This window comes from Yoonia sp. KMU-150 (assembly GCF_056858355.1).
Map to the genome: position 1 here is coordinate 1,441,985 of NZ_JBXEQF010000001.1, position 23,858 is coordinate 1,465,842.

Annotated in this window: 18 protein-coding genes; 11 read left to right on the plus strand and 7 right to left on the minus strand. The window is 63.9% G+C overall.

Annotated elements, in window-relative coordinates; all coding sequences use genetic code 11:
- Positions 1-43: 43 nt before the first annotated feature.
- From AC04PH_RS07045 to AC04PH_RS07065, 5 genes are all read left to right on the plus strand, one after another.
- Positions 44-3,022: an Ig-like domain-containing protein gene (locus AC04PH_RS07045; RefSeq protein WP_483065032.1), complete on the plus strand. Its 2,979-nt coding sequence runs from the start codon at positions 44-46 to the stop codon at positions 3,020-3,022.
- A gap of 106 nt (positions 3,023-3,128) precedes the next feature.
- Positions 3,129-4,433, plus strand: a complete 1,305-nt coding sequence (locus AC04PH_RS07050; RefSeq protein ID WP_483065033.1) for a TolC family protein — start codon at positions 3,129-3,131, stop codon at positions 4,431-4,433.
- Positions 4,430-6,736, plus strand: coding sequence for an ATP-binding cassette domain-containing protein (locus tag AC04PH_RS07055; RefSeq protein WP_483065034.1), 2,307 nt, complete (start codon positions 4,430-4,432; stop codon positions 6,734-6,736). The genes AC04PH_RS07050 and AC04PH_RS07055 overlap by 4 nt, the downstream gene beginning before the upstream one ends.
- Positions 6,736-7,905, plus strand: coding sequence for a beta-barrel domain-containing protein (locus AC04PH_RS07060; RefSeq protein WP_483065035.1), 1,170 nt, complete (start codon positions 6,736-6,738; stop codon positions 7,903-7,905). Before AC04PH_RS07055 ends, AC04PH_RS07060 begins: the two co-directional genes overlap by 1 nt.
- Before the next feature lie 214 nt (positions 7,906-8,119).
- Complete coding sequence (locus AC04PH_RS07065) at positions 8,120-8,962, plus strand: abortive infection family protein (RefSeq protein ID WP_483065036.1); 843 nt, start codon at positions 8,120-8,122, stop codon at positions 8,960-8,962.
- 79 nt (positions 8,963-9,041) lie between these two features.
- Here AC04PH_RS07065 and AC04PH_RS07070 read toward each other — a convergent pair whose 3' ends face one another.
- On the minus strand, positions 9,042-9,800 hold the full coding sequence (locus AC04PH_RS07070; protein ID WP_483065037.1) for an SDR family NAD(P)-dependent oxidoreductase: 759 nt from the start codon (positions 9,798-9,800) through the stop codon (positions 9,042-9,044).
- A gap of 159 nt (positions 9,801-9,959) precedes the next feature.
- On the opposite strand from AC04PH_RS07070, the gene AC04PH_RS07075 reads away from it, so the two are divergent.
- The 5 genes from AC04PH_RS07075 (at position 9,960) to AC04PH_RS07095 (ending at position 15,901) form a co-directional block, all read left to right on the plus strand.
- Complete coding sequence (locus AC04PH_RS07075) at positions 9,960-11,534, plus strand: Re/Si-specific NAD(P)(+) transhydrogenase subunit alpha (RefSeq protein WP_483065038.1); 1,575 nt, start codon at positions 9,960-9,962, stop codon at positions 11,532-11,534.
- 12 nt (positions 11,535-11,546) lie between these two features.
- Complete coding sequence (locus tag AC04PH_RS07080) at positions 11,547-12,980, plus strand: NAD(P)(+) transhydrogenase (Re/Si-specific) subunit beta (protein ID WP_483065039.1); 1,434 nt, start codon at positions 11,547-11,549, stop codon at positions 12,978-12,980.
- Positions 12,981-13,099: 119 nt separating this feature from the next.
- Positions 13,100-13,777 (plus strand): hypothetical protein, encoded by a 678-nt coding sequence (locus AC04PH_RS07085; RefSeq protein ID WP_483065040.1) that lies wholly within the window; start codon positions 13,100-13,102, stop codon positions 13,775-13,777.
- Positions 13,778-14,136: 359 nt separating this feature from the next.
- Positions 14,137-14,835 carry a hypothetical protein gene (locus tag AC04PH_RS07090; protein WP_483065041.1) on the plus strand — a complete coding sequence of 233 codons (699 nt, stop codon included), beginning with the start codon at positions 14,137-14,139 and terminating at the stop codon, positions 14,833-14,835.
- A 232-nt stretch (positions 14,836-15,067) separates the two neighbouring features.
- Positions 15,068-15,901 carry a hypothetical protein gene (locus AC04PH_RS07095; RefSeq protein WP_483065042.1) on the plus strand — a complete coding sequence of 278 codons (834 nt, stop codon included), beginning with the start codon at positions 15,068-15,070 and terminating at the stop codon, positions 15,899-15,901.
- 77 nt (positions 15,902-15,978) lie between these two features.
- On the opposite strand, the gene AC04PH_RS07100 is transcribed toward AC04PH_RS07095, so the two are convergent.
- Positions 15,979-16,521 carry a pseudouridine synthase gene (locus tag AC04PH_RS07100; RefSeq protein WP_483065043.1) on the minus strand — a complete coding sequence of 181 codons (543 nt, stop codon included), beginning with the start codon at positions 16,519-16,521 and terminating at the stop codon, positions 15,979-15,981.
- Positions 16,522-16,774: 253 nt separating this feature from the next.
- Between AC04PH_RS07100 and AC04PH_RS07105 the strand changes: the two genes are divergently transcribed.
- A complete protein-coding gene (locus AC04PH_RS07105) occupies positions 16,775-17,947 on the plus strand; it encodes a type III PLP-dependent enzyme (protein WP_483065044.1) in 1,173 nt (390 codons plus the stop codon).
- 19 nt (positions 17,948-17,966) lie between these two features.
- Here AC04PH_RS07105 and AC04PH_RS07110 read toward each other — a convergent pair whose 3' ends face one another.
- The 5 genes from AC04PH_RS07110 to AC04PH_RS07130 all read right to left on the minus strand — a co-directional run bounded on the left by AC04PH_RS07110 (position 17,967) and on the right by AC04PH_RS07130 (position 23,798).
- A complete protein-coding gene (locus AC04PH_RS07110; protein ID WP_483065045.1) occupies positions 17,967-19,331 on the minus strand; it encodes an MATE family efflux transporter in 1,365 nt (454 codons plus the stop codon).
- A gap of 51 nt (positions 19,332-19,382) precedes the next feature.
- Positions 19,383-20,318 carry an ABC transporter permease gene (locus tag AC04PH_RS07115; protein WP_483066164.1) on the minus strand — a complete coding sequence of 312 codons (936 nt, stop codon included), beginning with the start codon at positions 20,316-20,318 and terminating at the stop codon, positions 19,383-19,385.
- Between the two features lie 40 nt (positions 20,319-20,358).
- Positions 20,359-21,366 (minus strand): ABC transporter permease, encoded by a 1,008-nt coding sequence (locus AC04PH_RS07120; protein ID WP_483065046.1) that lies wholly within the window; start codon positions 21,364-21,366, stop codon positions 20,359-20,361.
- A gap of 19 nt (positions 21,367-21,385) precedes the next feature.
- A complete protein-coding gene (locus AC04PH_RS07125; RefSeq protein WP_483065047.1) occupies positions 21,386-22,006 on the minus strand; it encodes a LysE family translocator in 621 nt (206 codons plus the stop codon).
- A 73-nt stretch (positions 22,007-22,079) separates the two neighbouring features.
- A complete protein-coding gene (locus AC04PH_RS07130; RefSeq protein ID WP_483065048.1) occupies positions 22,080-23,798 on the minus strand; it encodes a peptide ABC transporter substrate-binding protein in 1,719 nt (572 codons plus the stop codon).
- Positions 23,799-23,858: the final 60 nt, after the last annotated feature.

Genomic DNA, 23,858 nt, shown 5'->3' on the forward strand with positions numbered 1-23,858 from the left:
CGTGAGCCGCAAAGAGCCGCGCATTTCGAGGCGGAGCAGTATTATGTCAGCGATTGATTTCGTTGTTCGCGATGACGCGGGCACAGTCCAACGTGGCTCATTGGCGGGTGCCGATGGGTCTTCTCTTATCGTGGTGCCGGGGCAGGATGTCTCGCTCAACCTGCAGCGGGGCAACATCCTGTCCTACGTGCGGCAGGGGCAGGCGCTGCAGATCACGCTGGTCGATGGTCAGGTGCTCACGATCCAGGGGTTCTTTTCGCCGGAAGGGGTGGCCGCGGCCGACCTGTTCATCTCGGCCAACGGCGCGCTGAGCCAGGTCGATCTGACGGCAGGCGACGGCAATCTGCTGTTCGCGCAGTATCTCGACGGTGACAGCTTCGGCAAGTGGAGCCCGGACGACGACCTTTACTTCGTGCGCGGCTCCAACGTGGTCGTGGCCGGTGTCGAGGATGCCGATGGCGCAGAGGCCGGCATGCTGGGAACGGCGCTGTTGGGCGGGATCGGTGGCCTTGGCCTGCCGGTCGGTGCGGCGGCTGCCGGTCTGGGCAGCGCGCTGCTGCTGGGCGGCGGCAACGATGACGACGTCGAGGACGACGGAGACGGCGGCGGCCCGACCGATGACGGCGATGACGGCGACGGCGGTACGGATGACGGTGGCGGCGATGGCACACCGACACCGCCGACCGTTTCCATTACGGAAGGCACAAAGGGCAGCGGTCACGTTGTCAACGAAGATGATCACTCCAACGGCGTTGAAGTCAGCGGCACCGGTACGCCCGGTGGTCAGGTTGTCGTGGTCTGCGGTACCGGCGAACATACGACGACCGTGGATGGTGACGGCAACTGGACGGTGACGTTTACCCCGGACGAAGTACCCGGCGGCGAACGCGAGACCGACGTGACGGTCACGATTACCACGACGGGCGGCAGCGCCACGACGACGGACGTGATCGTCCTGGACACCGTGACGACCGTGACCTTCGAGAGCAGCATCGTCGAGACCGACGGCACCATCAACTTTGTCGAGGAATCCGACGGGTTTACGCTGACCGGCACCAACGAGGACGGCGCATCTGTCGTCGTCACGATCGACGGCACCGACTACACCGCGACCGTGACCGGCACGACCTGGTCACTGGATGTGTCCAGCGGCGTGATCGCGGGCGGTGAGTATGATCTGGACGTCACCGTGACGGCCACCGACAGCTTCAACAACACGGCGACGACGACCGGAACCGTGCGCGTGGATACCGTGACCTCCGTCACCGTAGACACCAGCGCATCGGGCGGCGACGGCACCGTGAACGCGGTCGAACATGCGGGCGGCACGACCGTGACCGGCATGGCCGAGGCGGGGGCCACCGTCGTCGTGACGGCCGGCACCGGCTCCTACACCGTGACGGCGTCCTCCACCGGCGTGTGGAGCGCGACATTCACCGCCGACGAGGTGCCGACCGGCACCTACCAGCTTGACGTCACGGCAGTGTCGACCGATCTGGCCGGCAACACCGCCACGGCGACCGGCACCGTCGATGTCGATACAGAGCTTGACGTGACTATCGACACCGCGAACGTAGAGGGCGAGGGTGTCATCAATGCGGTCGAACGCGCCGATGGCGTGACGCTGACCGGCACGACGGAGGCCAACGCCACGGTCGTCGTGGAATTCGGCAGCGGTGTGCGCACGGTGCAGGCCGACGGCAGCGGCAACTGGTCCGCCGACTTCACCGCCAGCCAGGTGCCCACGGGCCAGTTGATCGACGCCACGGCGACAGCCACCGCCACGGATGCGGCGGGCAACGTCGCCACCGCGTCGGGCACGGTCGTGATCGACACGGAACTTGACGTGACGGTCGATACCCATGTGACCGCCGACGGCGTCGTGAACTTTGTCGAGCGCGACAGCGGCCTGACCCTGACCGGCGCGACGGAGGCCAATGCCGATGTCGTCGTCACCTTCAACGGTGTGCAGCGCACGACGCAGGCCGATGCCGACGGCAACTGGTCCGCCGACTGGCCCGCAAGTGCTATCCCGTCGGGCGAGCGCCTGGCCGCGGTAACCGTGCAGGCCACCGATGCCGCTGGCAACGTCGCCACGACGACCGGTGATGTGGAGATCGACACCTTCGTGAACCGGCTCGCCTTCAGCGGCGGCGCGATCGAGGGCGACGATGTGGTCAACAACGCAGAAGCCGCGGACGGGCTGACCATCGGCGGTGTCGTCGAAATGGGATCGACCGTGAACGTGATCTACAGCGCCGAGGGCGACGATGCGGTTGGCGTCAGCCGTGCCGCGACCGTGGCCGCCGATGGCAGCTGGACCGTGACCTTCGCGCCCGGTGACATTCCGCAGGGCACCTATACCGCCAACGTGCGTGTCGAGGCCACGGATGCCGCAGGCAACACGGCCGCGATCGAGGACACCTTCGCGGTGGATACCGATCCGAACGCCGCACCGGACATCGAGGACTACACCGACAGTTCGTCCGGTGTGAAAGGGTTCTCGATGCTGACGCCGGATGGTGTGATCGACGTGGATCAGGTGACGTTCGACGGTTCGGCCGCGACCGACAAGACCATCGGCAACCAGAGCGACTTTGCCGGGGAGACCTCGATCCGCTTCAACAAGGGCGACGAGGTGCCGGACGGCTCGCATCTGATCGTGACCGACACCGATACGTCGGGCAACACCAACTCCACCCTGTTCGTGTTGGACGATACCGCGACCAACGATGTCAGCTTCCCGATGTCCAACCTGGACGGGTTCAACATCGGCGCGATCGACCTGGAACTGGCCGAGGACAGCGATCTGACGATCAGCGTGGCCGACATCAAGGCGCTGTCGGACAACGACGACAACCTGATCATCCACGGTGGTGTCGACGATACCGTCACGCTGCAGGGCACGGCGACCGACACCGGCAACAAGCAGGTGATCAACAGCCAGACCTACAAGGTGGTCGATCTGGGCGACGACAGCACCCTGCTGATCAACGACGACATCCAGTTCTCGACGATCTAAGCCACGACACAGGCAACGACGCGGGCCGGCAACGACCGGCCCGTGATCCACCCCGCATCAAAAAGCGGGGGGATGCGGTAAATAAGAACGAGCGGGGCAAGGCAGCGTGTATGGGCGGGGCAGTTTCACGAAATTAGCGGCCATTTCGGGCATCGCACTGACATCCGCCTGCGCGGACGGTTTTGGTGGTGTGTCGCGGGCCGCGACGGATGGCGGCGCGGCTGTGCCGGCGCTGGATTCCCAACAGATCACCGGAGAGCGGTCCGCGATCATCGAAGGATTGCTGAACCGCCGTTCCGTCTTGGGCCAGGGCGCGTACGTCCAAGTCGCGGATGCGGTGCTGGCCGCCAATTCGCGCGCGGCAGAGGCCGATCTGCGGGCAGCGACCCTGCGGGCGGAGGCGCGGCAGCACAACTGGTTGCCCACGCTGGGCCCGTCGCTTTCGCTGACGTCTATGGGCGATTTCGTGACACAGCTGGTGGTCGAGCAGGTCTTGTTCGACAACGGCCGAAAGCAGGCCGAGCGTGACTATGCCGCAGCCGATGTGGAAGTCGCCGCCGTGGCACTGGCCGAGGATACCAACGACCGGGTGCTGAGCGCGCTCGATCTTTACCTGACCGCAGAGCAGGCCAAGGCGCGCGCCGCCGTGAATCAGGCCGCGATGGAGCGGATGCGCCATTTCGAATATGTGATGCAGGAGCGGGTGCGCGGCGGTGTCTCCGCCCGCGTCGATCTGCAGATCGTGCAGCAGAAACTGAACCAGATGCAGTCCGACATGGCGTCCGATCAGGAAGCCGCGGCATCTGCCCTGGCCGAATTGGGTGCGATGTCGGCCACCTCGGTCGCTGGCGTGTCGGGGCTGTCGTCGGTCAGTTCGGTCAACCCCGGCGCGGAACCGCTGAGCGTGATGAAGGCGGAGGCCGAGGCCACCCGCGCGCAGGCCGAGGCTATCGTTGCGCGGGCGGGGTTCCTGCCGGGTGTCACGGCTGCAGGCTCTGTCGGGTCGAACGGATCGGATGGCGGGCTGAACGTCAGCACCGACAACGGCTTCGGGTTCGGCACCGGCGCATCGCTGGCCGCATTGGAACAGCAGGAGGCCGCCGCTACCGCCCGCGTGGGACAGGTGCGCGAGGATGCCAACCGTGTGCTGCGGTCGCTGGAGGGGCAGCTGGGATCGCTGCGCCGGCAAGAAGCGCAGGCGCAGGTGTTGGCCGAACAGGCCGCCGCGAACTACGAGATTTTCGCCGAGCAGCAGCGGGCGGGCCATCGGGCCGTGCCCGATGTCGTCGGCATCTTCGAGACGAAAGTGCGGACAGAGCGCGAGGCGGTCAGCCTGCGCTATGAGATCGCACGGATCGAGCTGCAGATCGCAGCCGAGATGGGCACGTTGGTGAACGGGGAACAGATATGAGCGGACCGGTTCTGGCCTTTGACATGAATGCCACGCGCGGCGGCACGCTGACCCGGATCGAACCGGTGAAGGTGCCTGCGGATGTAGCCAACGACCCGTCGGTCGATCCGATCGCCGCAGCACAGGCCGCCGAGCCTGTGATCGCCGTTGCGGAGGCACCGGCCGTCGACACGGCCAATGTGCCCGATGCGCCCTCGCCGTTTTCGGAAAAAGCCGTGGCGCGGGCCGAACTGGCCTCGACCTATGCCAGCTTCCTTGGCGTCGATTTGCAACGCACGGACCTGATGGAACGCCTGACCGCCGACAGCGGTGAGGATTTCACATCCGAAGCCATCGCCGGTGCGCTGTCGCGTGTCGGTCTTGTCGCCAAGGTATCGACCGTCACGCCGCCGACTGCCGATATGTGGCCCGCGCTGGCGGAAATGACGTCCGGTCAGATGGTGCTGGTGCTGGAACAGCAGGGCGAGACGCTGACGGTTTACGACAAGACCTGCGACAACAACCAGACCGACGTAGAGATGGGTGAATTCCTTTCAGTCTATGCGGGCAAGATCATCCGCGCCGATGTCGCGGTGCAGGAACTCAACCGCCGCCACGCGGACAAGGGCCAGAAGAAACACTGGTTCTGGGGCGAGATTTCCAAGTTCCGCAAGATCATGTTCGAGGTGGCGCTGGGGTCCTTCGTGGCCAACCTGCTGGCCGTCGCGGTGGCGCTGTTTTCGCTGCAGGTTTATGACCGCGTGATCCCGCATCAATCCATCGCCACCCTTTGGGTGCTGGCGATGGGCGCGGGCCTCGCCATGCTGCTGGAGGCGTTTTTGCGCATCGCGCGGGCGCGGCTGATGGACAGTGCAGGCCGCAAGATCGAGTTGCGCATCCAGACGCTGCTGATGGACAAGCTGCTGGGCATGCAGTCGGGCCGCCCCGGCCAGACGCCGTCCGGCACGTTTTCGGCGGTGCGGGAGTTTTCCGCGATTCGCGAGTTTTTCACCGCATCGACCATCGGCACGCTGACCGACCTGCCGTTCATCGTGCTGTTCCTGGCGCTTGTGGCGTCCATCGGCGGCAACGTCGTCTGGGTGTTGTTCGCGGGCGGTATCCTGATGGTGCTGCCATCTTTCTTCATGCAGAAGAAGATGATGGAATTGACGATGTCCACGCAGGGTGCATCGATCAAATCCAGCCGGTTGCTGCACGAGGCGATCTATGACGCCGACACGATCAAGTCCCAGCGCGGCGAGGAGCGTTTCCGCCGCATCTGGGGCGAGCTTTCGGCGCTGTCCTCTATCGCCACCTCCGAGCAGCGCAAGCTGTCCACGACGCTCACGTTCTGGTCACAGGGCGTGCAGCAGGCCACCTATGTGGCCGCTGTCGTCGTCGGCACCTTCATGGTGTTCCAGGGGCAGTTCACTGTCGGCACGATCATCGCTGTCGGCATCCTGACGTCCCGCACATTGGGGCCGCTCACGCAGCTGGCCGCGACACTCGCACGCTGGGCCAACGTGAAGGCGGCGCTGGAGGCGCTGGACCAGATCGCCGAGGCCCCGCAGGACGCCGAGGAAGGCCGCAGCTACCTGCGCCGCGAAAGCCTGCAGGGCGGGTTCGAGCTGCGCGAGGTGGTCTATACCTATGACGAGGAAGCGGGCGACACGATCAATATCCCCGCGCTGTCGATCAAGCCGGGTCAGAAGATCGCCGTGTTGGGGGCCAACGGATCGGGCAAGTCGACGCTGCTCAAGCTGATGTCGGGCCTGCACCGGCCCACGTCTGGCCGCGTGCTGATCGACGGGGTCGACATGGGGCAGGTGATGGCGCGCGATCTGCGCCGTGGCATCGGCTATCTGTCACAGGAGGTGCGGCTGTTCGCCGGCACCCTGCGCGAAAACCTGAACCTGACTCTGCTGGAGCGCGACGACGACCGGATGCTGGCGGCGCTCGATTTCGCGGGGCTGGGGCCCTTTGTGCGCAACCATCCGCGCGGACTGGACCTGGAAATCCGCGACGGTGGCGAGGGGCTGTCCATCGGGCAGCGGCAATCCATCGGCTGGGCGCGGATGTGGTTGCAGAACCCGCGCGTCTGCCTGCTGGACGAGCCGACGGCGGCGCTCGACCAGACGCTCGAAAGCACGCTGGTCAGCCGCCTGGAAAGTTGGCTGGAGGGGCGCACCGCGATCATCGCGACCCACCGCGTGCCGATCCTCGCACTTGCCGACCGCACGATGATTTTGGACAACGGCCGCCTGATCGTGGACGGCCCGCGTGACGAGGTGCTGGCGCACCTGCAGAACCGGAAGGCAAGCTGATGGCGACAGTCGATGCGGAATTCTCGGGCAAGATGCAGGGGTCGTCCCTGATCATCTGGCTGGTGGGCGCGACGGTGCTGATCTTTCTGGTCTGGGCGAAATTCGCCTGGATCGACGAGATCGTGCGGAGCCAGGGTGAGGTCGTGTCGGCCTCGCGCCCGCAGATCATCCAGAACCTTGAGGGCGGTATTCTCGCGGAACTCGCCGTGGCCGAGGGTGACGTGGTGCAGCAGGGCGACGTGATCGCGCGGCTGCGGGGGACGAACTTCGAAACCTCCGTCGCCGATTTGCAGGATCAGATCCTCGCCGCCGACATCCGCCGGTTGCGGCTGGAGGCGGAAATCGCCGGGGCCTATGACTTCGACGTGCCGGAGACGATGCTGGCTCGCTCGCCGCACATCGTGGCCTCCGAACGAGCGCTGCTGGCCGCAAGGCAGTCGGATTACACGTCGAAGGTGCAGGGTGCGCAAAGCGTGATGGCTGAAACCCGCCGCGAGCTGGACCTGATGGAGGACATGCTGGAACGCGAGATCGTAGCGCTGATCGAGGTGACGGCGGCCCGCAAGCGCCATGCCGATGCCGAGATCACCTATAACGAGATTGTCACAGGCGCCGAACTTGAACGCGCCGCGGCCTATTCGGAGACCTTGCAGGAACTGGCGCAGCTGAACCAGAACCTGCGCGCGGCCAACGACCAGCTGTCGCGCACCGTCATCACCTCGCCGATGCGGGGGATCGTGAACAACCTGTCGATCACCACCATCGGCGGCGTCGTCCGCCCCGGCGAGGAAATCGCCCAGATCACGCCGTTGGGGGACGAGTTGTTCGTGGAGGCGCAGGTCCGCCCGCAGGACATCGCCAACGTCGTTCCCGGCCAGCGCGCGACGATCAAGTTCACCGCCTATGACTATACCATTTACGGGTCGCTGGATGCCGAGGTGCGGTTTATCTCTGCCGATACGTTCAAAGACGAGCGCCGCGCGGACGACGACGCGCATTACAAGGTGACGCTGCGGGTGGATACCGACAACCTCGATGAACGCCAGAGCCAGATCGCGATCCGCCCCGGCTTGCAGGCGACGGTGGAGTTGCACACGGGCGAGAAGACGGTGCTGCACTACCTGACGAAGCCGCTGTACCGGAGCCGGGAGGCGTTGCACGAGCCTTAGGGTAGGGAACCGTCTCTGCTCTTGCGGCGAAAGGCGGGCTTTAGCCCATGTTGCACATATTTTGCGACGCAACTAATGTCAGCTAAGTAGACCTTCCATGAGCATATGACCCAGGCGACCGAGAAACTGCGAAGGTTGCGGAGTGCCTCTGTGGGACTTGAAGATATCTACCAAAAATAGATAGAACTCGCGTCCACCAAATGAGGGCAGTGCTATGGACAGAAAGATACCGTCGCCCGTCATAGGCGTTTTGGGCGAGATTTTCAGTGACCAATATACGCACGCGGAAATTGACCGCCTTTTCGCCTACGCCGATGCGCCCGAAGAAAACCCCGGCGGGAACAAAGTGCAAAAGACTGTCGATTGGCTACGCCTCATCAACAAGCGAACTCCTTCGCCTTTGGAGGTGCTTGGCGCACTCTTGGAGGATATTCTTGAGAGGCCAGGTTGGGACTCTTCGAGCAGCGAAAACTGGATGCGCGTTGAAGAGCCTGAATGGTCCGTCAACCTAAAGCAACGACAAGAGCGGATACGGAAAACGTTGTCGCGTTCCGGGCTTAACTATTCCAATGGCGGTCATGTCGGTACCGCAAGCGCCACGCCTACTGCGTCATTGGACGACATAGTTTCGCATCGCGGTCTATCTGCCGTCGAAGTCGAAATGAAACGCGCCTTGAAACAAGTCGAAGATGATCCGAACGCAGCGGCGCAGTATGCGGGCAATGTGCTTGAAGCCACGTTCAAGGCCTATCTGAACAAAAAGAAAATCGCGTACAACGAGAGCGGGGACACGCTCAGCGATTTGTGGCGTCTTACCCGCGATGATCTTGGGATCAACCCAAAGAACTTAGAGGCAAAGGACCTAAAGAAAATCGCCTCTGGGCTTGGGAGTATTGTGGACGGAACTATGTATCTCAGAAACAAGCGCAGTGGCGCTCACGGGCGAACAGAGGCAGAGCACATGGCGTCCGCAATTCGTCCACGACACGCACGGCTTGTCATCCACTCTGCGCATACTCTAGCGGCGTATGTGTTGGAGTGTTTGGAGAGCACATAAACTGCCATAGGTAATGTAGCCGACGTTCGCGACTTTATGGTAGATGCTTGCTCCGTCCACATGGCCTACGGATGCCGCCTCAAACCTGTCCCCCCGATATCTCCACCGTCTGACCGTTCACACTCCGTGACGCGTCCGAGCACAGCCACATCGCGGCGGCCGTAATCTCCTCCACCTCCAGCAGCCGCCGGTGCCGATTGCCCTTGGCGATCATCGCGATGGCCTCGTCCCGCGAGCAGTCGAAGCGTTTCATCAGGCCGGGTAACTGCCCCTCCACGATGTCGGTGTCGACGTAGCCCGGGCAGATGGCGTTGAAGGTGACGGGGGTGCGTATGAATTCCTCGCTCAATCCCCGGATCAGGCCGATGACGCCGTGTTTGGACACGGTGTAGGGGATCGCGCCCTTCAGGCCGCGCACCCCGGCGATGGAACTGATGACGATCATGCGGGCGGGTGTGTTGGGCGCAAGCGTCTCCATCGCCGCCTGAAACGTCAGGAACACGCCGTCGAGGTTGATCGCCATGGTCTCGCGCCATTGGGGCAGGGTGGTCCTGGCAAAGGGGCCGCCCTTGGCGATGCCTGCGTTGGCGACGCAGATCTGCACCGGGCCGCGCTCTGATGCCGCCTGCGCGATGCCGTCGCGGACCGACGCCTCCTCCGCCACGTCCATCTGCAGGGCGTGGATGTTGGCGTGGTCGCGCGCGACCTCCTCCAGCACATCCGCCCGGCGTCCGGTGATCGTGACCTGCGCGCCTGCGTCGGACAGCGCCAGCGCGATATCGCGGCCAATTCCTGTGCCGCCGCCGGTGACGAGTGCGTGTTTGCCTGTGTGGTCCATCTGCGCCTCCCTCTGGTGCGCCCATGCTACCCCCTGCGGGCAGCGGGGCAAGGTCACGCGGCGTTCCCGCGCGGTTGACCTTCGGTCAATGCTTGCTTGCGAAATATTCTTGCGGGTTATACTGCACATGCAGCAATGGATTTGTCAGGGGGACGGCTTGTGAAAATCGGTGCACCAAAGGAAACAGCCCCGGGCGAGGACAGGGTCGCGATGACGCCCGCCTCGGCGCGGGACCTGCAAAAGCTGGGATATGATTGCGTGATCGAAACCGGGGCCGGGCAGGCCGCCGGGTTTTCGGACGCCGCCTATGCCGAGGCCGGTGTGGAGGTCGTCAAGACCGCCGCGGCGCTGTGGAAGGCGGCCGATATCGTCGCCAAGGTGCGCCCGCCGTCGCCTGCGGAAACCAAGCGGCTGCGCGAGGGGCAGACGCTGATTTCGTTCTTCTACCCCGGCCAGAACGAGAAAGACCTGAAAGCCGCCGCCAAGACCGGCGCGACTGTCATCGCGATGGACATGGTGCCGCGGATTTCGCGCGCACAGAAGATGGATGCGCTCTCAAGCATGGCCAATATCGCGGGCTATCGCGCGGTGATCGAGGCGGGCAACAATTTCGGCCGCTTCTTTACCGGGCAGATCACCGCCGCGGGCAAGGTGCCGCCGGCCAAGGTGCTCGTCGTGGGGGCCGGTGTGGCGGGCCTCGCCGCCATCGGCACGGCGACATCGCTGGGTGCGATCACCTATGCCTTTGACGTGCGTCCCGAAGTGGCCGAGCAGGTCGAGAGCATGGGGGCGGAGTTCGTGTTCCTCGATTTCGAGGGTGAGCAGCAGGACGGATCCGCCACCGGTGGCTATGCCGCCGTGTCATCCCCCGAATTTGCCGCCGCCCAGCTTGCGAAATTCCGCGAGATCGCGCCCGAGATGGATATCGTCATCACCACCGCCCTGATCCCCGGCCGTGACGCGCCGAAGCTGTGGACGCAGGACATGATCGCGTCGATGAAGCCCGGTTCGGTGATCGTCGACCTCGCGGCGGAGCGGGGCGGCAACGCCGAAGGCACGGTGAAGGACGAAAAGATCGTGACCGACAACGGTGTGACGATCATCGGCTACACCGATTTCCCCAGCCGGATGGCCGCGCAGGCATCGACGCTTTACGCCACCAACATCCGCCACATGATGACGGACCTGACGCCGGACAAGGACGGTGTGCCGCAGCACAACATGGAGGATGACGTGATCCGGGGGGCCACGGTCACCCACAAGTCCGAGGTCACCTTTCCGCCGCCGAAACCCAAGGTCGCGGCGATTGCTGCGGCTCCGAAAAAGGAAAAGCCGCGTGAATTGACGGCGGAGGAAAAGCGCGCGCAGGAGGTTACCGCTTTCAAGGCGCAGACCCGCAGTCAGGTGACTTTGCTAGCCGTCGGGGCCGCACTGTTGCTGGGTGTGGGGCTGTTCGCGCCCGCCAGTTTCATGCAGCATTTCATCGTCTTCGTGCTGGCGGTCTTTGTCGGGTTTCAGGTCATCTGGGGCGTGGCGCACAGCCTGCACACGCCGCTGATGGCGGTGACGAACGCGATTTCGTCGATCATCATTCTGGGCGCGCTGATGCAGATTGGCTCTGGCAACTGGCTGGTGGTGTTACTTGCGGCGCTTGCAGTCTTCATGGCCGGTATCAACATTTTCGGCGGGTTCCTCGTCACGCGGCGCATGCTTGCCATGTTCCAGAAGTCTTAAGGGGTCAGGATCATGGAATTCGGATTTACAACAGCGGCCTACGTCGTCGCGGCGGTCCTTTTCATCCTCTCGCTCGGGGGGCTGTCGGGGCAGGAAAGCGCGAAACGCGCGGTCTGGTACGGAATTGTCGGCATGGCACTGGCCGTGGCCGCGACGCTGGTGGGGCCGGGGTCGGGATACTGGCTCTTGTCGGTGCTGCTGATCGCGGGCGGCGGGGCCATCGGGTACCAACTGGCGACGCGTGTGCAGATGACGCAGATGCCGGAACTGGTCGCGGCGATGCACAGCCTTGTGGGTCTCGCGGCGGTTTTCGTCGGTTTCATCGCGCATTTCGAGTTGAACCGCGTGCTGGCCATGGCGATGCCTGAGGTCAAGGATCTGGGCACCTTCGCCGCACTTCTGGCCAAAAAAACGCCGGTCGAGGTGAATATCCTGCGGGTCGAACTGTTCCTTGGTGTGTTCATCGGCGCGATCACGTTCACCGGGTCGGTCATTGCCTATGGCAAGCTGGCGGGGCGCGTGGATTCGGCGGCGAAGAAACTGCCGGGCGGGCATATGCTGAACATCGCGGCGGCTGTCGTGTCGCTGCTGACGTTGATCTGGTACTTCAATTCCGGCGGGTTCTTCCCGCTGTTCCTGATGACGCTGGCGGCCCTCTTTATCGGATACCACCTGATCATGGGGATCGGCGGGGCGGACATGCCTGTCGTGGTGTCGATGCTGAACAGCTATTCGGGCTGGGCGGCGGCGGCGATCGGGTTCAGCCTGGGCAATGACCTGCTGATCGTGGTAGGTGCGCTGGTCGGATCGTCGGGTGCGATCCTGTCCTACATCATGTGCAAGGCGATGAACCGGTCGTTCATCAGCGTGATCCTGGGCGGCTTCGGCGGCCCGGCGGGTGAGCAGATGGCCGTGGAAGGCGAGCAGGTTGCGATTGACGCCGACGGCGTGGCGACCGCGCTGAACGAGGCGGACAGCATCATCATCATCCCCGGCTACGGCATGGCGGTGGCGCAGGCGCAATCGGCGGTGGCGGAACTGACCCGCAAGCTGCGCGCCAAGGGCAAAAATGTACGCTTTGCAATCCACCCTGTCGCGGGGCGCTTGCCCGGCCACATGAACGTGCTGCTGGCCGAGGCCAAGGTGCCCTATGACATCGTCATGGAAATGGACGAGATCAACGACGATTTCCCCGACACCGACGTGGCCATCGTGATCGGGTCCAACGACATCGTGAACCCCGCGGCCCAGGACGACCCCAACAGCCCCATCGCCGGCATGCCGGTGCTGGAGTGCTGGAAGGCGAAACAGGTGTTCGTATCCAAGCGCGGCCAGGGCACCGGGTATTCGGGGATCGAGAACCCGCTGTTCTTCAAGGAGAACACGCGGATGTTCTATGGCGATGCGAAAGCCTCGCTCGACAGCCTGCTGCCCAAGATCGACTGATCGTGGAAAAATCCACCTGCCGTATGGTCAAGCCCTGCGGCAGGTGGCATATCTTCCCGAGCTGTCCAGCACCGTGCGGTATTCGCCCGGGCACGACAGGCTGAAAGAGGGGAAGACGAATGGCATTTTCAAACAAATTTTCGGTGACCGGACTGGCGCTCGTATCGCTGGCTGCCTGCGGTGGCGCGGAAACCTCCGATGAGCTTAGTTTTCGAGAAGTCACGCAGCGCGTGATTGCCGCGGAAGAGCAGATCGAGCGGGTCAGCGGCGATATCGACGCGGGCCGGCCCGGGCTGACGCCCGCATCGGCGGCGCAGGTTCCCGTGAATGCCAACGTGACGTTCACCGGCAACGGATTGGCCGACTACTACACCCGCAACGAAAGCACCGTGAACGGCGCGCAAACCATCGTGGACGAAACGGTCTATGCCTTTATCGGTGATGCGACCGTCAACGTCGCATTCGGTGCCGCTGCCTCCGACGCGACGATCACCGGATCGGTCACGAACATCTTGGCCGGGAACGGCGACAGTGAAGTGGAACGTGCGCAAGGCACGTGGACCATCACATCCGGTCAGGTCGGCACGGACAGTAGCCCGAGTGCGGTGGTCCTGCAGACGACTTATGACCTGAGTGCCTTCGAGCGGAGCTTTTCGGAAGGGAATGCGCGGCTGAACGGTCTTCTGCGCGTTGACGGTGACGGCTTTGCCATCGACGCTGTCAGCAGCGATACCGCCGTTGACAGCGACATCGACAACCTGTTCCTCGATATCGCAATCGTCGCCGAAAGCGACTGAGCCAACGCGCGCGGCGTGACACTACGGTGGACGCCGGGGCCTGCTGCCAAGATCGACCAGGCACAGCGCACAGATAAACCGCGGCCGCATGGGGACATGCGGCCGTTTTCGTCTGATGCGTTCCATGGCGCGGTGGTTGTGGCACGAGCGCGCGACTCACGGTCGCCGGGAATTCGCCAGCGCGACCGGCAGATCGAACAAGGCCATCATTGATAACGGATCTGCATAAATTCCCTGCATAGTCAGGGTATTGTTGTGATCGCGCGATCAATAGGCTGAATGCTTTGACGCGGTCATTAACCCGGCGTAAACCAGATTGTGCAGCGCAATTTCGCGCGTTTGGGGGTTCAGATTTCACCATGACACATCGTTTTTCTTTCCGGGCGGCAGGCGTTGCCGCAGCGGCGATTGCCGGTCTTTCAGCGTGCAGCGACAGTGGCGGCAGTAGTGTGACGCCACCCGTCGTCATGACGCCGATCCAGCAGTTCCAGACGCTTGGCGCGGCGGACCAGTCGGTGCAGGCGCGGGTGACGGGCCTGCCCGGCACCGCCTTCGTCGCGGTGCCGACGACCGGGTCGGCCAGCTTTACCGGCACGGGCGAGGTGGCCATGACCCTGTCCGAGACCGAGGACAGCAACTTTCGCGCCATCGGCGATTCCGTCGTGAACGTGAACTTCGGCACGCAGGCGATCACCGGCGGCATCAGCAACCTGATGGGCGTCGTCGGCACACAGGCAGAGGTCGCCAACCCGTCGAACCCGGATGCGCTGGTCGATGTCACAGGTGCCATCGCGCTGAGCCGGGGCGACATCTACGAGTTGCGGCGCAACCGGTTTGGCGTGTCCTATGGCGGCACCCTGACGGTGGGCGGCACCGACTATACCGTCGACGGGCGCACGACGGGGCAGTTCAACGGCACGCGTGCCAACCCCGCGAACGGGTTCCCGGTGCGCGCGGTCGCGATCTCAGACAGCAGCGACACCTTTGCAACCTCGACGGAAGGTGACGCGGTCACCGTCTATGGCGGCGCCATCGGGATCTATGGCGAGACGCAATAGCGACTGAATCTGCGTATCTATTTCGAAAGACCGCGCTGCAAGGGCGCGGCCTTTTTACTTTTGTCGCATGTAAATTCGACCGTTCTCTCCGGTGATGCTGCGCTTTTCGCCGCGCGTCATTACGTGCCGGGTTCCGCGCAGTATGGCATTCCAGACCCCTGCAAATGACGAAACCGTGATATAAGGTGGCACGATTGATTTTTCCGAACACCAATTTCTGAAGGAGTATCCTATGCGTAGCGTATTTGCAGTTCTTGCCGCCGCCCCCCTGTTGGCCGCCTGCGGCGGGACCACCACACCCGAAGTGACGACCCGCAGCTCGCCTGCCACAGCCCCTGTCAACGTCACCGCGCCGACCGTCATCAATACCGTGACAGCGGATTACGACGCGGGCACCGATACCTACAGCTTTACCGCCAACGGCACCGACCTGACGGAGCTTGTCCGCGATCCGACGCTCGACAACGATACGATGCTGGCGTTCCAAGACGGCGGTGACGACGATCAATATGCCTTTGTCTATCAGTCCGCGAACGTGATCGGTGCGGCGCTGGCCACCGACGGCAACGCCGGCGACATCGGCGGTGTCTATGGCGGTCTGACCTACCGCAGGCTGACAGGGGCGACGGTGCCACTGACAGGATCGGCGACGCTGACCGGCGATTACGCAGGCTTCCTGCGCGTCGATGACGACGGTGTCGGCAACGACAACGTGGACGAATTGGTGAATGGCGACGTCAGCCTGACGGTTGGCTTTGCGACCAATCTGGTGAACGGGTCAATCGTCAACCGCGAAATGCGCAGTCGCTTTAACAATAGCGTGGATGCCGGCAAGCCGGTGTCCGATGTCATACTGCAACCCGCGATTCTGGACGGCGATCTTGCCTTCAGCGGGACATCGACCGGTGGGGGAATCACGGCTCCGGGCTGGACCGTATCGAACGGAAGCTACAACGGGCTGATCGCCGGACCGGAGACCGCGAACGAGGCCATCGGCGCACTTGTGATCACCCACGACGATGCCGGCACCGACCTGACAGAGATCGGTATCTTTTCGGCCAACTGATGGCCGTGCGTCCGCACGGGCTGAAAGCCCCGCATGCATCTGCGGGGCTTTTTTCCGTTCCTGCGATCCGGCTCGGCTCAGGCGTCGCGCCAGCGCCCCGGTGCCAGGTCATCCAGCGTCCAGTGCCCGACCTGCCAGCGGATCAGCCGCAGGGTGGGGAAACCAATATGCGCCGTCATCCGGCGCACCTGCCGGTTGCGGCCTTCACTGATCGTGAGCCTGATCCATGTGTCCGGCACCGATTTGCGAAACCGCACCGGCGGGTCGCGGTCCCACAGGGCAGGGGGTGTGTCCAGCGTGACCTGCGCGGGACGGGTGGGCCCATCCTTCAACCGCACGCCATGGCGCAACGGGTCGAGGTCGGCGTCGGTCGGCGCGCCTTCGACCTGCGCGTAATAGACCTTACGCATCTTGTGGCGCGGGTTGCTGATCTGCGCCTGCAGCTTGCCGTCGTCGGTCAGCACCAGCAGCCCCTCGCTGTCGCGGTCCAGCCGCCCGGCGGGATAGACGCCGGGTACGTCGACGAAGTCCGACAGCGTGCGCCGCGGCGTCGGGCTGCGCGTGTCGGTGAACTGCGACAGCACGTCGAAAGGTTTGTTGAACAGGATGGTGCGGGCCATGCGCCTTGCTAGTCGCTGGTGCGCGGGGCGTCCAGACAGGCGGCCCCGCAACAATATGCAGCCTGCGCAAAATTCCCCCTTGCGTCGAATCCGCCGATCCATCATGCGGCGCGATACAGACGCCAACGCACGCACCTCTGGGGCGGATGCAGCACGCATCCGATTTACGTAGCGACGGTAACGTCTCCGGTGGAACTGAGCGGTCTGCGGCGGGTTTGTTCCCTTCATGGCCGGGTCTTTTGGAGATGAAGAAATGACGATTGAACTTGCGACGGCACGCGCCGACGATGCAGCCCCCAAAACCGCCAACCTCGACGCCTATGTGGCGGGCCGGTCGTTCGACCGCCCCACGCTCGTGCTCGACGTGGATCTGGTCGAGGCGCAGTATCACGCGCTGAAGGCCGGGCTGGGCCGGGCCGACATTCACTATGCGGTCAAGGCCAATCCGGCGGACGAGATCATCGAGCGGCTGGTCGGCCTCGGTTCGCATTTCGACGCCGCCTCGCGTGGCGAGATCGAGTTGTGCCTGTCCAAGGGTGCCAACCCCGCGCATATTTCTTTCGGCAACACGGTGAAGCGGGCGACCGACATCGCATTCGCCCATCAGGCCGGGATCACGATGTTTTCCGCCGATGCGGATGAGGAACTGGACAAGATCGCGGAACACGCGCCGGGCGCGTCTGTCTATATCCGCCTGATCGTGGAAGTGTCGCAGGCTGACTGGCCGCTGTCGCGCAAGTTCGGCTGCGACAGGGACACCGCCCTGCGGCTGCTGGACTACGCCAAGGAAGTTGGGCTGAACCCGGTCGGGTTCTCTTTCCACGTCGGTTCGCAAACCCGCAAGGCCGATATGTGGGCGCCCACGCTGGAGGCGCTGTCGGGCATCTGGCATGCCGCACAGGATGCGGGCCACAAGCTGACGCTGCTCAACATCGGCGGCGGGTTCCCCGCGTTCTACGGCGAGGCGATCGAGGCACCGACGGCCTACGCCGCCCGCGTCATGGCGCTGATCGAAGAACATTTCGCAGGGGCCGAGACCATCATGGCTGAACCGGGCCGCGGGCTGGTGGCCGAGGCGGGCGTGATCGTATCGGAGGTGATGCTGGTCAGTCGCAAATCCGACCGCGACGTGCACCGCTGGGTCTATCTCGATATCGGTCGTTTTTCCGGGCTGGCAGAGACCGAGGGCGAGGCGATCCGTTATCAATTCGAGACCCCGCGCGACGGCGACCCGACCGGGCCGTGCATCATGGCCGGGCCAAGCTGCGACAGTGCGGACGTGCTTTACGAAAAACGGCCCATGCAGCTGCCGCTCACGCTGAAATCGGGCGATCGGGTGCTGATCCGCAACACGGGCGCCTATACTTCGACCTATTCGTCGGTCTGCTTCAACGGCTTCCCGCCGCTTGATGTGGTCGTGATCTGAACAGGCCGCGCGCGTGGCGTCAGGTGAACGTCGCGCGCAGGCGATCCATCCGGAACAACCCGTTGATCCGCACCGCCACCACGGCGGCGATTGCGGCCACGGTGTTGGCCAGCACCGCCGCTAGGGTAACGCCGAGGTAATCCAGCATCATCACGCCCAGCCATGCGCCGGGCAGATAAAGCAGCAGGATGCGCCCAAGGCTGAGGCCGGTGGACCAGAGCGCCCTGGACCGCGCGTTCATCGCGGCATTGGCGGTGACGACGAAGCCATAGCCGAACAGCGACCAGCCCACGATCCGCAGGTATGTGGCGGCGTATTGCGTCGCGTCGCCACCTGACGCGAGCATCTGCGCCAGCGGTTCCGCAAAGGTCCAGAGCACCGCACCGACCAGCAATCCGTAGCCTGCGCAAAAGGCAAAGGCCGCCTGCATGGCCTGTGCGGCGCGGTCCTTTTCCTCCGCCCCCCAGTTCTGTCCGACGACCGGCCCGATACCCGCCGACAGCGCCAGCATCGGCACCATCGCAAGCGACTGGATGCGCGTGGCGGCACCGAAACCGCCGACCGCGGCCTCACCCACGGTGGCGACCGCTGCGGTCACGGCGGCCATGCCGGCGGGGTTGATCGCGTTCGAGAACGCGGCAGGGCCGCCGACGTCCAGCAAACCCTTCACGGTCGCCGATGCGTCCTTGAACGGCGCGCCGCAGGTCGCGATCACGCCTTGCCGCAGGGCATATGCGAGCGACAGCCCGGCGATCAGCGCACGGGCGGCGAATGTCGCCATGGCTGCCCCCGCTGTCTCGAACCCCGGCACGACCCCCCAACCGAAAATCAGCAGCGGCGTCAGGCCGATGTTGATGACAGCCTCGCTGACCATGAAAACCGCCGATACCGCCGCCGACCCGTGCGCGCGAAACAGCGCGTTGATCAGCATCGTCGTCACTGCAAAGGGAAAGGACAGGCACCACCACGGCATGAATTTCGCGATTTCGGTCATGACGGCGTCGGATGCGCCCAAAAGCCGGAACAGCGGCTGGTGCAACAGGAACAGCAGCAGGCTTGCCAGCGTGGCCAGCAGCACGCCAAAGGCCAGCGCCTGAATGGCGTGACGCGCGGCCGCATCATCCTCTTCCCCGGCGCCCAGGGCCTGGCTGATCATCGCGTTGGCCCCGGCCGACAGGCCGATGGACAGCGATGTGACGGCGGCGGTGACCGGATAGATGAACCCGACAGCGGCCAGTGCCGCGCCGCCGATCTTGGACAGGAAATAGGCGTCGGCCAGCCCGACGCTGAGCACGGCGAGAATCCCGAGGCTCATCGGGGCGGACATCAGGACCAGCGCCCACCAGACGGGGCCAGTGGTCAGGTCGCGGGTATTGTCGGTCATGGAGAATCCTGTGCAGTCAGGATTGTCCATCTAGGCCGCGCGGTGCGGTGGTCAAAGGCCGCGGATACGCGGGTCCAGCGCGTCGCGCAGACCGTCACCGATATAGTTCACGGCAAGGACCGTCAGGGAAATGCACATGCCCGGCCAGATCACCCGTTCCGGGAAAGCGGTCATGCGGTCGACGCTGTCGAACAGGATTTTGCCCCAGGTCGGAAAATCGGACGGAAAGCCGAGGCCGAGGAACGACAGCGCGCTTTCGGTAATGATCGCCGTGGCGAGGCCAAGGGCGGCGGACACCATGATCGGCGACAGCACGTTGGGCAGCAGGTGCCGGGTGATCATGCGCCGCGCGGGTGTGCCGATGGACCGGGCGGCGAGGACGAATTCACGTTCCTTCAGTGCCAGCACGTCGCCCCGCACGATCCGCGCGGTCTGCATCCAGCTTGTGATGCCGATGCCCGCGACGATGAGCAGGAAAATTCCGTTCTCCGGCCCGAAGGCCGCGCGCAGCGTGTCGCGGAACAGCAGCATCATCACCAGTAGCAGCGGCAGGATCGGCAGCGACAGCATCAGATCGGTAAAGCGCATCAGAATGCCGTCGAGCCTGCGGAAATATCCCGCCAGTACGCCCACGGTCGTCCCGATGGTCAGCGCCAGCGCCATCGCCATCCAGCCCACGGCGAGCGAGATTTGCCCACCCTGCATGATATTGGCCATAATGTCGCGCCCCAGGTTGTCGGTGCCCATCGGGTTGGCCCAGTTGGTCTTGGCGGTGTCGGAGAACAGCGCCATGTAGATCGGCCGCACGTCCTTGTTGCGGATATCGAGCCGCCCCGGGTCCACCCCCCAGAGCCAGGGGCCGATCGTGCAGAACAGCGTGATGAAGGCCAGGAACCACAGCCCGTAGTAGGCGCCCTTGTGGCTGCGGAACTGGTCCCAGACATCGCGCCACTGGCTGCGGTCGGGCGTATCGCCCATGGCCAGCATCTCCTGACCGGGGGCGAGGGTATCGTGCTGTGCGACAGGTTCAGTCATAGCGGATCCTCGGGTCGAGCAGGCCGTAAAGGACATCCGCGATCAGGTTCATCATCACGATCATCACCGCGATCAGGAAGGTCAGCGTCATGACCATGGGAATGTCGCTGCCCTGCAACGCGATGATCAGCAACTGGCCGATGCCGTTCACCTTGAACACCTGTTCGGTGATGATCGCGCCGCCAAAGATCGACGGAATGCCGAGTGCGATCACCGTGATCACCGGAATCATCGAATTGCGCAGAACGTGGCGCATCACCACCGTGCTTTCGGTCATGCCCTTGGCCCGCGCGGTGCGCACATAGTCCTGCCCGAGGTTGTCGAGCATCGAAGCCCGCATGTAGCGGCTGACCTGTGCCGTGGTCTGCAGCGCCAGCACCATCACCGGCATGATCATCTGCTGCAGTTGGAATTTGAAGGTCTCCCACGAATTGACCACATGGGTGGTGTCATAGATCGACGGCAGCCAGCCCAGCTGCACCGAGAAGATCACGATCACCAGCACGCCGGAAAAGAACGGCGGCACCGAAAAGCCCACCATGGACACGAAAGTGCCGACCTGATCGAAGACCGAATACTGCCGGTAGGCACTGATAATCCCGATGGGCAGCGCGATCAGCACGCCCACGACATAGGACATCCCCACGACCCAAAGCGTCTGTGGAATGCGTTCCGCGATAGTGCCGAACACGGGGCTGCGCGACTGGAAGCTGATGATGCGCTGCTTGCCGTCGGCGAAATTCGTGCCGAACGCCCCGTCGATCCAGTATTGCGGCTCCACGATGAAGAACTGGTAGAGCCAGAGGCCGAAGCGGATATACCACGGTTCTCCCAATCCCAGCGCCTCGCGCATCCGCTGCTTGACGTCGTCGGGAATCGTCAGCGGCATAGAGGCCATCGGATCGCCCGGTGCCAGTTCCAGCAACAGGAAGATCACCAGCGCGATGAACAAAAGCGTCGGGATCGACAGCAAAAGGCGGCGGATCGTGTAGGTCAGCATGGTCGGGTTCCCGCGTCTGTCATCGTGCCCGCGCGTCCTTGAACGCCAGCAGTGTCGCCGCCGCCAGCATCATCGTGCCGGACACGCGGTTCAGCCAGGCACCGGATGTGCGCAGCCGTGCGAGGAGTTTGACGGCACTTGCGCCATAGATGAACAGGATCACGCCATCGACGACGATGTAGGTCGCCCCCAGCAACAGAAGCTGCGGCCAGATCGCGGCGGCGGGATCGATGAACTGCGGAAAGAGGGCGGCGAAGAAAAACACCGCCTTGGGGTTCGACGCGGAGGTGAAGAAGCCCTGAAAAAAGAGTTGCCGGCGGCTTGGGCCGCCGGTGGTGGCGGTGGCCATATCGGCGGGCGGTGCGCGGAAGGTCCGGATCGCCATCCAGACGAGGTAGGCGACGCCCAGCCATTTGATCACATTGAGCGCCACATCGGACGCAGCGATGAGCGCGGCCAGCCCGAACCCGGCGGCCAGCATCTGCAACGCATTGGCGGACAGATCGCCCGCGACGGTGGCGCTGCTGCGGGTGACACCATGGCGCAGGGAGTTGGAGATCATCAGGATCTGGCTCGGCCCCGGCGGTGTCGCGAAGAACACCGCGATGGTGGCGAGATAGGCAAGATAAAGCTCTGTCATTGCGGCTCCGGCGCGGCGTTTCGGATAGACGGATGTGGCCGGGCAGGGGTGATCCCCGCCCGACCGGTTTGGCTTATTCGCCGATGCGGTACCACGAGGCTGCGTTCCACAGCTCGCTGTCCCAGACGTTCAGGTCGATCCCGCCAAGCGAGTTGGCGTGGGCCGACAGACGACCGCGGTGCACCAGCGGGATCATCCCGCCGTTGGACACGATCAGGTCGTTCAGCTGACGCGCGATCGCCGCGCGCTCGTCGGCGTCGGCGGTCTCGGTCAGCTGTGCGTGCAGGGCATCGTACTCTTCGTTGCAGAAGCGGCTGATGTTCTCGCCCTGCCACTGTGTCGCTGGCGAGGGTGCCTTGTCGCACAGACCGTTGCCCAGATAGGACTGCGGATCGGTGCCGTTGAAGGTGTTGGCGTACATCTCCACGTCGGCATAGAACTTCTGGAAGGTGTCGGGCGAACCCGGGTCACCACCGAAGAACACCGATGCGTCGATGTTGCGCAACTCGACCTCGATGCCGATCTCGTTCCACCACTGCTTGATCAGCGCCTGGAAGTCCTGGCGCACGGCGTTGGTGGAGGTCTGGTACAGGATCGACATCTTCACGCCGTCGGGCGTCTCGCGCACACCGTCACCGTCGCTGTCGACATAGCCTGCCTCTTCCAGCATGGCCTTGGCCGCCTCGATATCCTGCACGTCGCAGGTGAAGGTGTCGGAGTTCACGGCAGCCGGGGCAGGGACCCAGTTACAGGTGACCTTGCCGGCCTGACCATAACCGACCTCGACCAGAAGCGGACGGTCGATAGCCAGCGACATGGCGTTATAGACCGCAGGATCGCCCAGGAAGGGGTGTGGACGGATCACCGACCGCTCTTCGTCGGACAGCGACGGATCGGGGTTGGTGTTGTTGAGCATGATACGCTCGACCAGCGGACCAAAGCCCGCGACCGGCGTGCCCATGCCGCCCTCTTCCATCTGTGCGATGACATCGGGGGCCAGCTGCAGGTTCCAGGCATAGTCGAATTCGCCTGTTTCCATGACCGCACGACCTGCGGCCGTGGCGTCACCGCCGCCCTTGAAGGTCACGCTGGCAAATGCCGGCTGGCCCTCGACGCGGAAGTTTTCGTTGGCCGACAGCTGGATCACGTCGTTGGTGCGGAAATCATCCACGACGAACGGACCGGTACCGATGGGGCCGAAGTTCTGATCGGTGCATTCGGGCGCACGCGCCCCGGTGCAATCGGCGAACTGTGCCGCCTGGATGATCGGGCTTTCACCACCCACGAACGGGCCATAGGGGAAGGGTGTCGGTTTGTCGAAAGTGACCACGACGGTCAGATCGTCGGGTGTTTCGACCGAGGTCACGCCTTCGAACTTGGTCACCTGCGCACAGCCGCCTTCGGGGTCCATGCAGTAGTCGGCGGTAAATTTCACGTCGGCAGAGGTGAAAGGCGTGCCGTCCGACCACAGGATACCTTCGGTGATCTTCCATGTGATCGACATCAGGTCTTCGGACACGCCGCCGTTGGCGACGGTCGGGATTTCGTCGACCAGCCATGGCACCAGCTCGCCCGAGCTGTTGTAGCGGGCCAGCGGCTCCAGGATCAGCGATGCGGACTCGACGTCCTTCGTGCCGCCCGACAGGAACGGATTGAGGATCGACGGCGCCTGCCAGTAGATGATCTTGACTTCACCATCGCGGCCACGCTCGCCCTCGTGACCGTCGGCGTAGGCCATCGGTGCAAGAGCGAAGCTGGCGGCAGCGCCCAATAGGGCTGTCTTCAGTTTCATGTGTTTCTCTCCTTGTTGAGTGCTCATTGTTATCCTCGGTTTCCTGCGGTTGGTCCGCAG

Bases quoted from the DNA above. Each gene is read 5' to 3' on its own strand.
- AC04PH_RS07045 (WP_483065032.1), top strand. From the start codon at position 44: ATGTCAGCGATTGATTTCGTTGTTCGCGATGACGCGGGCACAGTCCAA.
- AC04PH_RS07055 (WP_483065034.1), top strand. From the start codon at position 4,430: ATGAGCGGACCGGTTCTGGCCTTTGACATGAATGCCACGCGCGGCGGC.
- AC04PH_RS07060 (WP_483065035.1), top strand. From the start codon at position 6,736: ATGGCGACAGTCGATGCGGAATTCTCGGGCAAGATGCAGGGGTCGTCC.
- AC04PH_RS07065 (WP_483065036.1), top strand. From the start codon at position 8,120: ATGGACAGAAAGATACCGTCGCCCGTCATAGGCGTTTTGGGCGAGATT.
- AC04PH_RS07070 (WP_483065037.1), bottom strand. From the start codon at position 9,800: ATGGACCACACAGGCAAACACGCACTCGTCACCGGCGGCGGCACAGGA.
- AC04PH_RS07080 (WP_483065039.1), top strand. From the start codon at position 11,547: ATGGAATTCGGATTTACAACAGCGGCCTACGTCGTCGCGGCGGTCCTT.
- AC04PH_RS07085 (WP_483065040.1), top strand. From the start codon at position 13,100: ATGGCATTTTCAAACAAATTTTCGGTGACCGGACTGGCGCTCGTATCG.
- AC04PH_RS07090 (WP_483065041.1), top strand. From the start codon at position 14,137: ATGACACATCGTTTTTCTTTCCGGGCGGCAGGCGTTGCCGCAGCGGCG.
- AC04PH_RS07095 (WP_483065042.1), top strand. From the start codon at position 15,068: ATGCGTAGCGTATTTGCAGTTCTTGCCGCCGCCCCCCTGTTGGCCGCC.
- AC04PH_RS07100 (WP_483065043.1), bottom strand. From the start codon at position 16,521: ATGGCCCGCACCATCCTGTTCAACAAACCTTTCGACGTGCTGTCGCAG.
- AC04PH_RS07105 (WP_483065044.1), top strand. From the start codon at position 16,775: ATGACGATTGAACTTGCGACGGCACGCGCCGACGATGCAGCCCCCAAA.
- AC04PH_RS07110 (WP_483065045.1), bottom strand. From the start codon at position 19,331: ATGACCGACAATACCCGCGACCTGACCACTGGCCCCGTCTGGTGGGCG.
- AC04PH_RS07115 (WP_483066164.1), bottom strand. From the start codon at position 20,318: ATGCTGGCCATGGGCGATACGCCCGACCGCAGCCAGTGGCGCGATGTC.
- AC04PH_RS07120 (WP_483065046.1), bottom strand. From the start codon at position 21,366: ATGCTGACCTACACGATCCGCCGCCTTTTGCTGTCGATCCCGACGCTT.
- AC04PH_RS07125 (WP_483065047.1), bottom strand. From the start codon at position 22,006: ATGACAGAGCTTTATCTTGCCTATCTCGCCACCATCGCGGTGTTCTTC.
- AC04PH_RS07130 (WP_483065048.1), bottom strand. From the start codon at position 23,798: ATGAAACTGAAGACAGCCCTATTGGGCGCTGCCGCCAGCTTCGCTCTT.